This window comes from Citrobacter sp. Colony219 (genome assembly GCF_019382635.1).
GTDB classification, from domain to species: domain Bacteria; phylum Pseudomonadota; class Gammaproteobacteria; order Enterobacterales; family Enterobacteriaceae; genus Citrobacter; species Citrobacter youngae.
This window is the reverse complement of record NZ_CP080033.1, coordinates 4,668,569-4,683,168: the sequence shown is the minus strand read 5'-3', so window position 1 is coordinate 4,683,168 and position 14,600 is coordinate 4,668,569. Positions and strand designations below refer to the sequence as shown.

The following is a 14,600-nucleotide window of genomic DNA, read 5'->3' as shown; positions in this document are numbered from 1 at the left end:
ATAAAAAGATAAAAACTACCTCGGTTGGTAGTTTTTCAGGGGAGCCGACTTTTGGGTCTGCCGGGACCCAGCAAAATGGCCAGTTTGCTGCCACCGGTGGTGGTTTCCATCCAGATTTTACACACGCTGGTTAACGGCACAGAGAGCAGCATGCCTACCGGGCCGAGCAGCCATCCCCATACCAACAGAGAGAGGAAGACGATTAGCGTCGATAATCCCAGGCGATGCCCCATCATGCGCGGCTCGAGGATATTGCCAATCACCATATGCACCACCAGAAACAGCGCGCCGACCAGTACGCATTCGTAAATGCCGTTGAACAGCAGCGCCTGAATCATGGGCGGCACGGCGGAAATAACCGAGCCTATATTGGGCACATAATTGAGCAGGAAGGCCAACACGCCCCACATCAGAGCAAACTGAATCCCCATCAGCGCCAGTCCCAGCCAGACGATAGCGCCAGTCCATAGGCTGAGCAACGTTTTCAGTGCCAGATAGTGAGATACGCCCTTGAGCGCCCGATGCAGCCCTGCAATATGGATTTGTGGGTTGTTCAGCGCAAAGCGCAGCTTATAAGGAACATGGCGCACCTCAAACAGCATAAAGACGACCGTCATCACCAGCAGAACGACGCTGGCCATGGCGCCAGAGAGGCTGGTCATCAGTGTGGTGGTGAAGGTCATGAGTTTATCGGAATCGATACGTTGCAGGATGCGCTCTGGCGACATATGCAAATTCAGAAAGGGCACCATCTCTTGCAGATACAGGACTTTGCGCGTCAGCTCCTTATTGTATTTGGGTAGCATAGCCATGAATTCCGTGATCGAAGACGCCAGAACGCCGATCAGTGCCGTGAGGACGAACAGCATGACCACCACTACGAGCGTAATGGCAACCGGGCGACGTACTCCCCGGCGAATAAACCAGGTGACCAGCGGATTCAACACAATGGCAAAAAAGAGAGCCAGCAGCAGTTGCACAATGATATCCGCCGCGGCATGAATACCGGCGAGGATCACCACCAGCGCGGCCAGTTTAAGTAAAATGTGCAAACCTGTTTTGTCAGGCTGAATGGTTGTCATGTCTTCTTCCTGTGTGCATTTTTGCATTAAGTGTAGCGGCTGGCTTGCTGCCGATATTCCTAATCTGGTTACTGATTTCTGGGCTGCAACATGGTAGAAATGAAACACTGTTGTGAATATGTGGTGACCCTCCATGCCCGAACCCGTCGCTGAACCGACGCTGAGCGGTTTACGCCTTAATCTGCGCATTGTCTCCGTGGTGATGTTTAACTTCGCCAGCTATCTGACCATCGGCCTGCCGCTCGCGGTATTGCCGGGCTACGTCCATGATGTGATGGGATTCAGCGCCTTTTGGGCTGGACTGGTCATCAGCCTGCAATATTTCGCTACGCTGCTGAGCCGTCCACATGCTGGTCGCTATGCCGATTTGCTGGGGCCGAAAAAGATTGTGGTATTCGGACTGTGCGGCTGTTTTTTAAGTGGTCTGGGCTATTTACTGGCGGGCTCAACGAACGGCTGGCCGTTGGCCAGTCTGCTGCTGCTATGCCTGGGTCGCGTGATCCTTGGGATCGGGCAAAGCTTTGCCGGGACTGGCTCTACGCTGTGGGGTGTGGGGGTAGTTGGCTCAATGCACATTGGACGGGTGATTTCATGGAACGGTATTGTCACTTATGGCGCGATGGCGATTGGCGCCCCGCTGGGCGTACTGTTTTATGCCTGGGGTGGCTTACAGGGGCTGGCGCTGACGGTAATGGGCGTGGCGCTGCTGGCAATATTGCTGGCGCTCCCTCGTCCGGCGGTAAAGGCCAGCAAAGGCAAACCGTTGCCGTTTCGCGCGGTGCTCGGACGCGTCTGGTTGTACGGCATGGCGCTGGCGCTGGCCTCTGCCGGCTTTGGGGTGATCGCCACGTTTATTACCCTGTTTTATGATGCCAAAGGCTGGGATGGCGCTGCTTTCGCGCTGACGCTTTTTAGCTGCACGTTTGTCGGTACTCGTCTGTTGTTCCCAAATGGTATCAACCGTTTAGGCGGGCTGAATGTGGCGATGATCTGCTTTAGCGTCGAGATTGTCGGGCTGCTACTGGTCGGGATGGCTTCCATGCCGTGGATGGCGAAAATCGGCGTTCTGCTGGCCGGGGCGGGATTCTCACTGGTTTTCCCGGCGTTGGGCGTGGTAGCGGTAAAAGCCGTCCCGCAGCAAAATCAGGGCGCTGCGCTGGCGACCTACACGGTGTTTATGGATTTATCGCTGGGGGTTACCGGGCCGCTGGCTGGGTTGGTAATGACGTGGGCGGGCGTGCCGGTTATCTATCTGGCGGCAGCAGGGCTGGTGGCGGTGGCGTTATTGCTGACCTGGCGGTTAAAAAAACGGCCTCAGGTGGTGTCACCGGAGGCCGCGTCATCGTCTTAACCGTTACTGGATAACCAGCGTGTTAATGATGTTTTCTGCGGTAGTCTGCGCCTTTTGCTGATCGTCAGCAGGCAGCGTGATTTGCAGGGTCAGCAGTTGGTTATCCACTTTGCCCAACACCACAGAAGAGTAAGCGGTCTGGCCTTTAGCCGAGATGATGCTGTCTAACTGCTGCAGCGTGTGGCCTTTCAGCTCAATAGATTTATTGGTGACGACCTGCAGCTGCGGGTCACGGCTACGCTGCTGATCTTCCAGACGTTTTGCCAGCACAGCCAGGTCTTCGTTGGTGTTGTCGCCAACAATCACAATCACCGCTTTCTGGCCGGTTGCGTCAGAATAGACGTGCATATTGTTCGCCTGAGTGCCCAGCTTGCCGCTCTGATCGGTCATATCCGCTGGCAGGGAAAAACTGAGTTTGCCGTCCAGCAGGCTGACCGGTTGTCCGCTGGCGCTACTTTCTGCGGCAGCTTTCTCTGCTGGCGCTTTTGTATCGCTATTATCACAGGCCGCAAGCCCCATAACCAGCAGGCCAATACCGACATATTTAACCAGATTGCGCATTGACTTCTTCCTTTCGATAAACGGCCATAACGGCTCATTCGTCCATCTTATCACAACTCGGAAAATGAACCTTTAACTCGTCTGCAATGCAGCGATTTCGGATTTATCTGCCAGCCTTTTCAGCAACATATTCAGCAGCACGCCGTACATCGGCAGGAAGAAAATAATGCTGATCAGCACTTTGAAGCAGTAGTCGACCAGCGCGATTTCCATCCAGTGCTCGGCCATAAAGGCATCCGGGCTGCGCCAGAAGGCGATAAAGAAGAAGGCTAACGTATCGCTGATGTTGCCAAACAGCGTGGAAGCCGTTGGCGCCAGCCACCAGCGACGGTTCTGACGCAGGCGGTTGAAGACATGCACATCCAGAATTTGTCCCAGCGCGTAAGCCATAAAGCTGGCGGCGGCGATGCGGGCGACAAACAGGTTAAAGTGCAGCAGTGCGCCAAATCCCTGCCATGATCCCATATAAAACAGGGATGAAACGACATAGGAGATCAGCAGCGCGGGGATCATCACCGCAAAGATGATGCGTCGTGCCAACGGCGCGCCAAAAATACGCACGGTCAGGTCGGTGGCGAGGAAAATAAACGGAAAGCTAAACGCGCCCCATGTGGTATGGAAACCAAAAATGGAGATCGGTAGCTGCACCAGATAGTTGCTGGAGGTGATCACCAGCAGATGAAATAGCGATAGCCAAAACAACGCTTTTACGCGCTGAGATTGTGTAAACGGAGTCATATTGTGACCTTTTTGTTGGATGGGGTGAGGGAACCCAATAAAAAACCGTCGCATGATACTGCTTTAAGAGCACATTGCAATGGTTGTTTTTCACGCAATCGTTAACCTGATTGGCTTACGCCACAACAGAGCGTAAAATAACGCCGTTTTTGAATGAACGAGACTACGATGAGCGATCTGTTTACCTCTCCCGACCATACTCTTGATGCCCAGGGACTGCGCTGCCCGGAACCGGTGATGATGGTGCGTAAAACCGTACGTGGCATGCAGGCCGGTGAAACACTGCTGATTGTCGCCGACGATCCGGCAACAACCCGCGATATTCCTGGCTTCTGTACCTTTATGGAGCATGAGCTGGTGGCTAAAGAGACCGACTCGCTGCCGTACCGCTATCTGCTGCGTAAAGGTCAGTAGTTTTGTTTGCCGGATGGCGCTAATGCTTATCCGGCCTACAAAGAACGTGTAATCCGTAGGCCGGATAGGGCAACGCCGTCATCCGGCAAAAACTATCCTTTACGTAACAACCGCAGCGCGTTAGCAGTCACCAGTACCGTCGCCCCCGTATCTGCCAGCACCGCCAGCCACAGTCCGGTTATCCCGAGCAGCGTGGTGACGAGGAAAATCCCCTTCAGGCCCAACGCAATCGCAATGTTCTGGCGAATATTGGCGTGGGTGGCCCGCGCCAGTTGAATCATTTGCACCAGACCACGCAGGCGGTTGTGGGTCAGGGCGGCATCAGCGGTCTCCAGCGCGACGTCGGTTCCGCTCCCCATGGCAATACCGATGGTGGCTGCTTTCATTGCCGGTGCGTCGTTGATGCCGTCGCCAACCATCGCCAGCGGCGACTGTTGGTTAAGATGGGAAACTGCCTGCACTTTATCTTCCGGCAATAGCCCCGCTTTGAATTCAAGGCCCAGTTCGCCGGCAATGGCGGCGGCCGCACGTGGGTTATCACCGGTCAGGATCACGCCTTTCACGCCAATCTGATCAAGCTCGGCGATAGCGCTGCGAGCGTCGTCGCGCAGCGTGTCCTGTAAGGCCAGCACGCCGAGAACGGCATCGTTACGCAGCACCAGCACCACCGTTTGACCCGCGCTTTCCAGCTCGCTTATCTGCCCGGCAAAAGCGTCGGCAGGTTGCTTCCCGGCGGCGCAAATCAGCACGCGCTCGCCGTCGACCCGCGCTTCAATGCCAGATCCGACTAATGCGCGCTGTTCTTTCGCGACAGGTATAGCCAGTTCGCGCGTTTGTGCTTCCCGAACAATCGCCTGCGCCAGCGGGTGTGTCGCGCCTTGCTCTACCGCTGCCGCCAGCGCCAGCAGTTCAGCCTCGCCAATACCGCTCGCCGGGTGAATCGCTGTGACGCGCGGTTTACCCACGGTCAGAGTACCCGTTTTATCAAACGCCACCTGCGTGACTCTTCCCAACTGTTCCAGCGCGGCCCCGCCTTTGATTAGCGCGCCACGACGCGCCGCGGCGGCAAGACCAGAGGTAATGGCTGCGGGGGTTGAAATTACCAGTGCACATGGGCAGCCAATCAGCAGCAGCGTCAGCCCTTTATAAATCCACTCCTGCCAGGATGCGGCAAACAGTAGCGGTGGTACAAGGGTAACCAGCAGCGCAACCGCCATAATGGCTGGGGTGTAAATCCGGCTGAAACGGTCAATAAAACGCTCAATGGGGGCGCGACGTTCATCCGCTTCTTCAATCAACTTCAAAATACGGTCAATGGCGCTGGCGCCCGGTTCGGAGAGCACTTCCAGCGTAACCAGACGATCCACACTGGTGGCGCCTGCCGGGACTTTCTCGCCGGTGGCGCGTTCAACCGGGATCGATTCGCCGGTCAGGGCGCTTTCATCAAAACTGGCAAAGCCGGAGACCAGTTTGCCGTCGGCAGGTAAACGCCCACCCGCGGCCACTTCGATAACATCGCCAGGGCGGAGGCTATTAATAGCCACCTCTTCGCGCTCGCCGTTACGCAGGCGCGTGGCGGTTTCCGGTTTGAGCGCCATCAGCGCGCTAACCCCTTGACGGGCACGGCTGGCAGCCCATCCTTCCAGACGCTCGCCGATTAAAAACAGCAGCAGCACCATGGCGGCTTCCGCCGTCGCGCCGATAAACAGTGCGCCGATGGCGGCCACGCTCATTAATGTTTCAATGGCAAAGTAGCTGCCGGTTTTCATCAGACGCAGGGCCTGACGGGCAATGGGGTACAGACCGACCAGGGTGGTGGCGATAAACGCTATCTGACCGAAGGGATGATTGAACTGCTCCAGCCCCCAGCTAATCGCCATCATGATAATCAGCGAAATCAGTGGCAGATTTTCTTTAAACCGCGATTCGGGGGCTTCTTCTGGTGCCTGCTCATCACGCAGGGTATAGCCTGCTTTCTGCACCGCATTTTCAACTTGCTGGCGGATATCGGAACCGGCGTCGACCACCAGTTTTTCGGTGGCAAACAGCACCTGAACCTGGTTAACGCCGCTGACCTGGCGGACCGCATTCTCTACTTTTCGGGCGCAGGCCGCGCAGTCCATGCCTGCCACTTTCCAGGAATAGCGAGTCCCGTCAACGGTATCGGATACGGGTGGCGTAGTGGAGCAAGTTCCTTCGCAGCAGCAGTCATCAGCCTTCTTTGGCGCAGGCGCTGGCTTGAAAGAAGAGAATTGTGGGGCTTTTTTGCCATTGGTATCGGGTGTCGACATGGCATCCTCCGATTGATAATCATTTCGTATTAACCGGAGGATACACTCTGGAGTCGACTCCAGAGTCAAGCATTTTAAAGATACAACGAACGAACAATCAGGAAATGTCCGGCGAAGTAGCAGGCGGCGGCAATGGCGTTATCGGCGCGGAAGCGGCGACGGTAATGGCTACCCAGCCAGACAATATTGCCGATGAACAGGAGCGATGCGCCCATAAATGCCGACAGCGCCGGAGCGGTCGGGCGGAAGAACCACAGTTCGCCAGCCATCCAGACCATCATCAGTGTGATGCCAATAAAGGTACAAATAGCGATGCGCAACTCTTCCAGGCGCGTCCAAATCACAGCAATCAGCAACGCACCTAACACCAGCAGCACCAGCGGTAAAGGCCAGAAGAACGACAGCGTCATTTGGCTGGCGAAGTAAATGGTATACAGCAGATGCGACAGGAAGAATGCCCCAACTGCGTACAGCAGGCGTTGGCGCGGCAATAGCGTCAGCGCGTCGCCCAGCAGTGAAGCCAGCAAGCCGGCCAGTACCAGGTAACTGATAGCGTTAAACATTGGCGCCTGCCAGGCCAGCAGCGCCAGCAGGAGTAACGTCAGGGGTTTAAAGACCCAGCGTTGCCAGGCAGGCCCACGATAGGAAGCATCCACGAACAACCATGCGGAAAGGCAGACAGCGATAAACGACCAAAGCATCTTAGTTCCTTGAATTCGTTATTTTTTCGTAAGCGGGGTGCTCACGGCTCTACTGTCCAGTGTAGAGGTCGATACTGCCAGATGACAACACCATAACGGGCAATGTATGCTTATTTCCGCATTTTCTGATGGGTTAATAATATGAGCAAACTACCACTTTTTTTCATTGTTATCATTGTCTTAATCGTTGTCGCAGCGTCGTTTCGCTTTGTTCAGCAGCGACGTGAAAAAGCGGATAATGATCGCGCCGCTGGTGCAAAAGCAGGTGGTGGTGAGTAACAAACGGGAAAAACCGCTTAACGATCGACGATCCCGTCAACAGGAAGTGAGCCCGGCGGGAACCAGCATGCGCTATGAAGCCAGCTTTAAGCCACAAAACGGCGGCCTGGAGCAGACGTTTCGTCTGGATGCTCAGCAGTACCATGCGCTAACGGTCGGGGATAAAGGCACGCTGAGCTACAAAGGTTCGCGTTTTGTTGATTTTACGGCTGAACGCTAAGGTTTCATTTGGCTGATGCCGGATGGCGGTTTACGCCTTATCCGGCCTCCTGGTTTTGTCGTCCCGGCTCGCTATGCGATACCAGGCAAAGTGAGCACCATTACTTCTTCAACTGGTCTTTAATCTTCTTCTGCCATACCAGCAGTTCAAATACGCCGAACAGAAAAATACGCACTTTCTCGCCGCTGGTCATTTGCGGGCCATCTTTCGGCATGGTTGATTTCAGCAGCGCCAACTGCATGCCGTGCATCAGCACCATAAACACCAGAGCCACATTCACGAAGATATTGAGCGGACGTGGGAACGGTTGAAAAATATTCAGTAGCAGGAATGCCCAGACACACAGCATCAACAGACGTCCCAGATTAATCAGCATGTTGCTCTCCTTGTGCTTCACGTTGATACAGACGATAAGCAACCTGCCCAGCCACTTTTTCGCGGTATAACGACCAGTTAACCGGAACCGGCGGCAAACCGTTTTCAACTTCGCTTTCCACGTAAATATACGCTTCATTTGCCAGCCAGCCGCGAGTTTCCAGAAGAGTTAATGTTTCTTCCAGTAATCCTTTACGAAACGGCGGATCCACAAACACCACGTTATGCGGCGTACCGGCCTGGGCCAAAAATGTCAGGGTATTGGTGTTGACCACGCGGGCATGGGGTGCTTTCAGCGTGGCGAGATTCTTTTGCAACTGCTGAGATACCGCGCGATCCATCTCCAGCAGCGTGGCATCTGCCGCATAGCGGGAGAGAGCTTCCAGACCCAACGCGCCGCTGCCGGCAAAGCAATCAAGGCAACGGGCATCGACCATCACCGGGGCCAGCCAGTTAAACAGCGTTTCGCGTACGCGGTCGGTGGTCGGACGCAGTCCGGGGCTGTCCGGAACCGGGAGTTTACGGCCTCGCCATTGCCCGCCAATAATGCGGATCTGGCCGCTACCAGAGTGATTCGGTTTTTTCATTTCAATTATTGCTCAATCCGCTGCTGACGTGTCATTCCAGGCGGTGATGTGAGTTAAGTTAACCCGTCGCCTTTCAAGTTACCTCTGCGTTGGCTGTACTTACTCACCCGAATCACTTACTAAAAGTAAGCTCATCGGGATTCGTGCGCTTGCCGCCTTGACGTAACTCGAAATTCATTGGGTATAAGTGATAGACTATTTCATCATTTTTTTAGCTGCTATGTACATAGCGTTGACGCTGTGCCATGAAGCAACAGCGGGGGAGTGTAGTCGCAAATGGCGAAAGAGAAAAAACGTGGCTTTTTTTCCTGGCTGGGCTTTGGTCAAAAAGAGCAGGCACCGGAAAACGAGACAGAAGTAAAAAACGAAGAACAACAACCGGTTACTGAAGAAGCTACCGTCGTTGATGAGCCGTCACGCGCGCAGGAAACGCATAGCGAGGCGGAAACAGAAGCCTTTGCAGCTGAAGTCGTTGAAGTCACTGAACAGGTTGCGGAAATCGAAAAACTGCAGCCGGAAGAAGAACCTGTCGCCGAACAAGCGCAGCCGGAAATTGAGCCGGTTGCTGAACCCGTTGCTGAAACTGTAATGGAAACGCCAGCAGCGGTAGTTATCGAACGCGAAGAATTACCGCTGCCGGAAGAGGTGAAAACCGAAGACGTTTCTGCCGAAGAGTGGCAGGCCGAAGCGGAAACCGTAGAAATCGTTGAGGCGGTTGAAGAAGAAGCCGAAAACGAACCGCAACTGACCGACGAAGAGCTGGAAGCGCAGGCGCTGGCCGCTGAGGCCGCTGAAGAAGCCGTCATAGTGGAGCCGCCAGAAGAACCTGCTGTAGAAGAACCGGTAGAAGAAGAGGTGGTCCAGGAGCAGGAAAAACCAACCAAAGAAGGTTTCTTTGCGCGCCTGAAGCGTAGCCTGCTGAAAACAAAAGAAAACCTCGGTTCCGGATTTATCAGTCTGTTCCGTGGTAAAAAGATCGACGATGATCTGTTTGAAGAGTTGGAAGAGCAACTGCTGATCGCCGATGTGGGCGTAGAAACAACCCGCAAGATCATTGCAAATCTGACAGAAGGCGCCAGCCGCAAGCAGCTCAAAGATGCAGAAGCGTTGTACGGCCTGCTGAAAGATGAGATGGGTGAGATTCTGGCGAAGGTTGACGAACCACTGAATGTTGAGGGTAAGACGCCATTTGTTATCTTAATGGTTGGCGTTAACGGCGTGGGTAAAACCACCACTATCGGTAAGCTGGCGCGTCAGTTTGAGCAGCAGGGTAAATCGGTGATGCTGGCGGCGGGCGATACTTTCCGTGCGGCGGCGGTAGAACAGCTGCAGGTCTGGGGTCAGCGTAATAATATCCCGGTGATTGCTCAGCATACCGGCGCAGATTCTGCGTCCGTTATCTTTGATGCCATCCAGGCGGCGAAGGCGCGTAACGTAGATGTGCTGATCGCTGATACCGCAGGGCGTTTGCAGAATAAATCGCACCTGATGGAAGAATTGAAAAAAATCGTTCGCGTGATGAAGAAGCTGGACGTTGATGCGCCGCATGAAGTTATGCTGACTATCGACGCCAGCACCGGGCAGAATGCGATAAGCCAGGCCAAACTGTTCCATGAAGCGGTGGGTTTAACCGGTATCACCCTGACCAAGCTGGACGGAACGGCGAAAGGCGGGGTCATTTTCTCGGTTGCCGATCAGTTTGGCATCCCTATCCGCTATATCGGTGTGGGTGAACGTATCGAGGATTTACGTCCGTTTAAAGCGGGCGATTTTATAGAGGCACTTTTTGCCCGAGAGGATTAACAATGATTCGCTTTGAACATGTCAGCAAGGCCTATCTCGGTGGGAGACAAGCGCTGCAGGGAGTCACATTCCATATGCAGCCTGGCGAGATGGCGTTTCTGACCGGCCACTCCGGCGCGGGTAAAAGTACCCTGCTGAAGCTGATCTGTGGAATTGAACGGCCCAGCGCCGGGAAAATCTACTTTAGCGGGCACGACATCAGCCGTTTGAAAAACCGTGAAGTGCCGTTTCTGCGTCGCCAGATCGGCATGATTTTTCAGGATCACCACCTGTTGATGGACAGAACCGTCTTCGACAACGTGGCAATCCCACTGATCATTGCGGGTGCCAGCGGGGACGATATTCGTCGTCGCGTGTCAGCGGCGCTGGATAAGGTCGGGCTGTTGGACAAAGCGAAGAACTTCCCGATTCAACTCTCCGGCGGTGAACAGCAGCGTGTGGGCATCGCCCGCGCGGTGGTGAACAAGCCTGCGGTACTGCTGGCGGATGAACCGACGGGGAACCTGGATGACGCGCTGTCAGAAGGGATCCTGCGTCTGTTCGAAGAGTTTAATCGCGTCGGGGTAACGGTATTAATGGCGACGCACGATATTGGGCTGATCTCCCGTCGTTCTTATCGCCAGCTTGTCCTGAGTGACGGACACCTGCATGGAGGCCTGGCGCATGAATAGGCGTGACGCTATCAATCAAATCAAACAGTTCGGTGGACGACTGGATCGCTTTCGTAAATCGGGCGGCGCACCGGGTGATGGCGGTCGCAACGCGCCAAAACGTGCGAAAGCGTCGCCAAAACCGAACTCGCGTAAAACCAACGTCTTTAACGAGCAGGTACGTTATGCGTTCCAGGGCGCGTTACAGGACCTGAAAAGTAAACCGTTGGCGACATTTCTGACGGTGATGGTTATCGCTATCTCACTGACGTTGCCAAGTGTTTGTTACATGGTCTACAAGAACGTGAACCAGGCGGCAAGCCAGTATTACCCGTCCCCGCAGATCACCGTATATCTGCAAAAAACGCTGGATGATGATGCGGCGGCACGTGTGGTGGGGCAGTTACAGGCCGAACAGGGCGTGGAGAAAGTGAATTACCTCTCCCGTGACGATGCGCTGGGCGAATTCCGTAACTGGTCTGGCTTTGGCGGCGCGCTGGATATGCTGGAAGAGAACCCGCTGCCCGCCGTGGCGGTGGTGATCCCGAAACTGGATTTCCAGGGCACGGAATCACTGAACACGCTGCGTGATCGTATTGCACAAATCAACGGTATCGATGAAGTACGCATGGATGACAGCTGGTTTGCACGACTGGCGGCGTTAACGGGCCTGGTCGGACGCGTTTCCGCGATGATTGGCGTGTTGATGGTGGCGGCGGTCTTCCTCGTCATCGGTAACAGCGTGCGTCTGAGCATTTTTGCGCGTCGCGATACCATTAACGTACAGAAACTGATTGGTGCGACGGATGGATTTATCCTGCGTCCGTTCCTTTACGGCGGCGCGCTGCTGGGTTTTTCCGGCGCATTTCTTTCACTGATTTTGTCAGAAATTTTGGTGATGCGCCTGTCATCAGCGGTGACTGAAGTGGCACAGGTTTTCGGAACGAAGTTTGATATCAACGGCTTATCATTCGATGAGTGCTTGCTACTCCTGCTGGTATGCTCAATGATTGGCTGGGTGGCAGCCTGGCTTGCCACGGTTCAACATTTACGCCACTTTACCCCCGATTAAAAAATCTCTGGTATAATCTTTCCCTGCACTGAGTAGTTCGCTCTGCAGGGAAAGAGCCCTGTTTTCTCTTCCCGGCGCATTCATCGTGATGTCACATTTTGTGCGTAATTTATACACATTACGACATGGAACTTGTGGATAAAATCACTGTCTGATAAAAGATTGAATGATATTCTCGTTGCTCATAAGCTCTGGCATGGTTGTTGCTATTGGTTTTTACCAACGCCAGATGACAAAGATTGAGAGGATTTGAATGACCAAAGAAATGCAAAATTTAGCTTTAGCCCCTGTTGGTAACCTGGAGTCTTACATCCGGGCTGCGAACGCGTGGCCGATGTTGTCGGCTGACGAGGAGCGGGCGCTGGCTGAAAAGCTGCATTACCAGGGCGATCTGGAAGCAGCTAAAACGCTGATCCTGTCTCACCTGCGCTTTGTTGTTCATGTTGCTCGTAACTACGCGGGCTATGGCCTGCCGCAGGCGGATCTGATTCAGGAAGGTAATATCGGCCTGATGAAAGCCGTGCGCCGTTTCAACCCGGAAGTGGGTGTGCGTCTGGTCTCCTTCGCCGTGCATTGGATCAAAGCCGAGATCCACGAATACGTTCTGCGTAACTGGCGTATCGTGAAAGTCGCGACCACCAAAGCACAGCGTAAGCTGTTCTTTAACCTGCGCAAAACCAAGCAGCGTCTGGGCTGGTTTAACCAGGACGAAGTTGAAATGGTTGCTCGTGAGCTGGGTGTTTCCAGCAAAGACGTGCGCGAAATGGAATCCCGTATGGCGGCACAAGACATGACGTTTGACATGTCTTCAGACGATGAGTCTGACAGCCAGCCGATGGCCCCGGTGCTGTATCTGCAGGATAAATCTTCTAACTTTGCCGACGGCATTGAAGAAGATAACTGGGAAGATCAGGCCGCGAACAAACTGACCCACGCAATGGAAGGTCTGGACGAGCGTAGCCAGGACATCATTCGTGCTCGTTGGCTGGACGAAGACAACAAGTCGACGTTGCAGGAACTGGCCGATCGCTACGGCGTTTCCGCTGAACGCGTTCGTCAGCTTGAAAAGAACGCGATGAAAAAACTGCGTGCGGCGATCGAAGCGTAAACTTTCTGCCAAACTGAAAATGCTGATAAACCCTGGATGAAAATCCGGGGTTTTTTGTTTTTATCTCTCCTGCTCTCTCCTGACGTTCTATGCTTTTTGTCATCAAGTTGTTATCTGCATGTCAAATTTAGCTATTCCAAAATAATAAAAATCGGGTATGTTTTAGCAGAGTATGCTGCTAAAGCACGGGCAGCTATCCAATAATTGAAATAAAGTGCTGAACAACAACATCACAACACACGTAATAACCACAATAATGGGGATTGTCAGGATGAATATGAAGGGTAAAGCGTTATTGGCAGGATGTATCGCCTTGTCTTTGAGCAATATGGCGTTTGCTAAGGATATTAAAGTTGCTGTCGTCGGCGCGATGTCCGGCCCGGTGGCGCAGTATGGCGATCAGGAATTTACTGGCGCAGAGCAGGCGATTGCAGATATCAATGCTAAAGGCGGCGTGAAAGGCGACAAACTGGTCATGGTGAAATATGACGATGCCTGTGACCCGAAACAAGCGGTAGCGGTAGCTAACAAAGTGGTCAACGACGGGATTAAATATGTTATCGGCCACCTGTGCTCATCTTCCACTCAGCCTGCGTCAGATATCTATGAAGACGAAGGTATTCTGATGATCACCCCAGCGGCAACGGCGCCAGAGCTGACCGCACGCGGCTATAACCTGGTGTTACGTACCACTGGTCTGGATTCCGATCAGGGCCCAACGGCCGCCAAATATATCGTTGAAAAAGTGAAGCCGAAGCGCATTGCGATCGTTCACGACAAACAACAGTACGGTGAAGGCCTGGCGCGTTCCGTGCAGGACAACCTCAAGAAGGCTAACGCTGACGTGGTGTTCTTTGACGGGATCACCGCCGGTGAGAAAGATTTCTCTACGCTGGTGGCGCGTTTGAAGAAAGAGAACATCGATTTCGTTTACTACGGCGGTTACCATCCGGAAATGGGACAGATCCTGCGCCAGTCTCGCGCCGCGGGTCTGAAAACTCAGTTTATGGGACCTGAAGGGGTAGCGAACGTGTCGCTGTCTAACATCGCGGGTGAGTCTGCAGAAGGCTTACTGGTAACGAAACCGAAGAACTACGATCAGGTTCCGGCAAACAAACCGATTGTGGATGCGATCAAAGCCAAGAAACAGGACCCAAGCGGTGCATTTGTGTGGACGACCTACGCCGCGCTGCAATCCTTGCAGGCCGGTCTGAACCAGTCTGACGACCCGGCTGAAATTGCCAAATACCTGAAAGCAAACTCAGTGGAAACCGTAATGGGGCCTCTGTCATGGGATGCGAAGGGCGACCTGAAAGGCTTCGAATTTGGCGTGTTTGACTGGCATGCCAACGGGACGGCGACAGACGC

General features: G+C 53.9%; 14 protein-coding genes and 1 pseudogene. 8 read left to right on the top strand and 7 right to left on the bottom strand.

The features are described 5' to 3' along the window. Positions 1-35: 35 nt before the first annotated feature. Complete coding sequence (locus tag JTI85_RS20845; RefSeq protein WP_048213592.1) at positions 36-1,082, bottom strand: AI-2E family transporter; 1,047 nt, start codon at positions 1,080-1,082, stop codon at positions 36-38. 133 nt (positions 1,083-1,215) lie between these two features. On the opposite strand from JTI85_RS20845, the gene JTI85_RS20840 reads away from it, so the two are divergent. Then, positions 1,216-2,433, top strand: a complete 1,218-nt coding sequence (locus JTI85_RS20840) for an MFS transporter (protein WP_003827545.1) — start codon at positions 1,216-1,218, stop codon at positions 2,431-2,433. 3 nt (positions 2,434-2,436) lie between these two features. On the opposite strand, the gene JTI85_RS20835 is transcribed toward JTI85_RS20840, so the two are convergent. Both JTI85_RS20835 and JTI85_RS20830 read right to left on the bottom strand, forming a co-directional pair. Beyond that, positions 2,437-2,994 carry a DcrB family lipoprotein gene (locus JTI85_RS20835; RefSeq protein ID WP_101742578.1) on the bottom strand — a complete coding sequence of 186 codons (558 nt, stop codon included), beginning with the start codon at positions 2,992-2,994 and terminating at the stop codon, positions 2,437-2,439. Between the two features lie 72 nt (positions 2,995-3,066). Next, entirely contained in the window at positions 3,067-3,732 is a 666-nt protein-coding gene (locus tag JTI85_RS20830; RefSeq protein ID WP_016154846.1) for a 7-cyano-7-deazaguanine/7-aminomethyl-7-deazaguanine transporter, read from the bottom strand. Between the two features lie 168 nt (positions 3,733-3,900). Between JTI85_RS20830 and tusA the strand changes: the two genes are divergently transcribed. Next, the gene (gene tusA, locus JTI85_RS20825) at positions 3,901-4,146 is read left to right on the top strand and encodes a sulfurtransferase TusA (RefSeq protein ID WP_005121576.1); all 246 of its coding nucleotides are present in this window, start codon (positions 3,901-3,903) and stop codon (positions 4,144-4,146) included. Positions 4,147-4,238: 92 nt separating this feature from the next. On the opposite strand, the gene zntA is transcribed toward tusA, so the two are convergent. Then, positions 4,239-6,437, bottom strand: coding sequence for a Zn(II)/Cd(II)/Pb(II) translocating P-type ATPase ZntA (gene zntA / locus JTI85_RS20820; RefSeq protein ID WP_219351959.1), 2,199 nt, complete (start codon positions 6,435-6,437; stop codon positions 4,239-4,241). 74 nt (positions 6,438-6,511) lie between these two features. Further along, on the bottom strand, positions 6,512-7,138 hold the full coding sequence (locus JTI85_RS20815) for a lysoplasmalogenase (RefSeq protein WP_101742580.1): 627 nt from the start codon (positions 7,136-7,138) through the stop codon (positions 6,512-6,514). Positions 7,139-7,279: 141 nt separating this feature from the next. On the opposite strand from JTI85_RS20815, the pseudogene JTI85_RS20810 reads away from it, so the two are divergent. Next, a pseudogene (locus JTI85_RS20810) lies at positions 7,280-7,637 on the top strand (DUF2500 domain-containing protein). A gap of 100 nt (positions 7,638-7,737) precedes the next feature. On the opposite strand, the gene JTI85_RS20805 reads toward JTI85_RS20810, so the two are convergent. Continuing rightward, positions 7,738-8,013, bottom strand: coding sequence for a DUF1145 family protein (locus JTI85_RS20805; protein ID WP_048213588.1), 276 nt, complete (start codon positions 8,011-8,013; stop codon positions 7,738-7,740). Continuing rightward, positions 8,003-8,599, bottom strand: coding sequence for a 16S rRNA (guanine(966)-N(2))-methyltransferase (rsmD, locus tag JTI85_RS20800; RefSeq protein WP_048213587.1), 597 nt, complete (start codon positions 8,597-8,599; stop codon positions 8,003-8,005). Before rsmD ends, JTI85_RS20805 begins: the two co-directional genes overlap by 11 nt. A gap of 276 nt (positions 8,600-8,875) precedes the next feature. On the opposite strand from rsmD, the gene ftsY reads away from it, so the two are divergent. The 5 genes from ftsY to JTI85_RS20775 form a co-directional block, all read left to right on the top strand. Next, positions 8,876-10,402 carry a signal recognition particle-docking protein FtsY gene (ftsY, locus tag JTI85_RS20795; RefSeq protein WP_219351958.1) on the top strand — a complete coding sequence of 509 codons (1,527 nt, stop codon included), beginning with the start codon at positions 8,876-8,878 and terminating at the stop codon, positions 10,400-10,402. A 2-nt stretch (positions 10,403-10,404) separates the two neighbouring features. Beyond that, the gene (gene ftsE / locus JTI85_RS20790; protein WP_006687468.1) at positions 10,405-11,073 is read left to right on the top strand and encodes a cell division ATP-binding protein FtsE; all 669 of its coding nucleotides are present in this window, start codon (positions 10,405-10,407) and stop codon (positions 11,071-11,073) included. Next, positions 11,066-12,124 carry a permease-like cell division protein FtsX gene (ftsX, locus tag JTI85_RS20785; RefSeq protein WP_048213585.1) on the top strand — a complete coding sequence of 353 codons (1,059 nt, stop codon included), beginning with the start codon at positions 11,066-11,068 and terminating at the stop codon, positions 12,122-12,124. The genes ftsE and ftsX overlap by 8 nt, the downstream gene beginning before the upstream one ends. A 253-nt stretch (positions 12,125-12,377) precedes the next feature. After that, positions 12,378-13,232, top strand: a complete 855-nt coding sequence (gene rpoH, locus JTI85_RS20780) for an RNA polymerase sigma factor RpoH (protein ID WP_003023425.1) — start codon at positions 12,378-12,380, stop codon at positions 13,230-13,232. Positions 13,233-13,503: 271 nt separating this feature from the next. Further along, the coding region (locus tag JTI85_RS20775) for a branched-chain amino acid ABC transporter substrate-binding protein (protein ID WP_219352603.1) at positions 13,504-14,600 on the top strand (1,097 nt) is incomplete at its 3' end.

What these genes read in the sequence shown, in the direction of transcription:
- JTI85_RS20830 (WP_016154846.1), bottom strand. Translation starts at nt 3,732, where the DNA reads ATGACTCCGTTTACACAATCTCAGCGCGTAAAAGCGTTGTTTTGGCTA.
- JTI85_RS20815 (WP_101742580.1), bottom strand. Translation starts at nt 7,138, where the DNA reads ATGCTTTGGTCGTTTATCGCTGTCTGCCTTTCCGCATGGTTGTTCGTG.
- JTI85_RS20805 (WP_048213588.1), bottom strand. Translation starts at nt 8,013, where the DNA reads ATGCTGATTAATCTGGGACGTCTGTTGATGCTGTGTGTCTGGGCATTC.
- tusA (WP_005121576.1), top strand. Translation starts at nt 3,901, where the DNA reads ATGAGCGATCTGTTTACCTCTCCCGACCATACTCTTGATGCCCAGGGA.
- ftsX (WP_048213585.1), top strand. Translation starts at nt 11,066, where the DNA reads ATGAATAGGCGTGACGCTATCAATCAAATCAAACAGTTCGGTGGACGA.
- JTI85_RS20835 (WP_101742578.1), bottom strand. Translation starts at nt 2,994, where the DNA reads ATGCGCAATCTGGTTAAATATGTCGGTATTGGCCTGCTGGTTATGGGG.
- ftsE (WP_006687468.1), top strand. Translation starts at nt 10,405, where the DNA reads ATGATTCGCTTTGAACATGTCAGCAAGGCCTATCTCGGTGGGAGACAA.
- rsmD (WP_048213587.1), bottom strand. Translation starts at nt 8,599, where the DNA reads ATGAAAAAACCGAATCACTCTGGTAGCGGCCAGATCCGCATTATTGGC.
- ftsY (WP_219351958.1), top strand. Translation starts at nt 8,876, where the DNA reads ATGGCGAAAGAGAAAAAACGTGGCTTTTTTTCCTGGCTGGGCTTTGGT.
- JTI85_RS20845 (WP_048213592.1), bottom strand. Translation starts at nt 1,082, where the DNA reads ATGACAACCATTCAGCCTGACAAAACAGGTTTGCACATTTTACTTAAA.
- rpoH (WP_003023425.1), top strand. Translation starts at nt 12,378, where the DNA reads ATGACCAAAGAAATGCAAAATTTAGCTTTAGCCCCTGTTGGTAACCTG.
- zntA (WP_219351959.1), bottom strand. Translation starts at nt 6,437, where the DNA reads ATGTCGACACCCGATACCAATGGCAAAAAAGCCCCACAATTCTCTTCT.
- JTI85_RS20840 (WP_003827545.1), top strand. Translation starts at nt 1,216, where the DNA reads ATGCCCGAACCCGTCGCTGAACCGACGCTGAGCGGTTTACGCCTTAAT.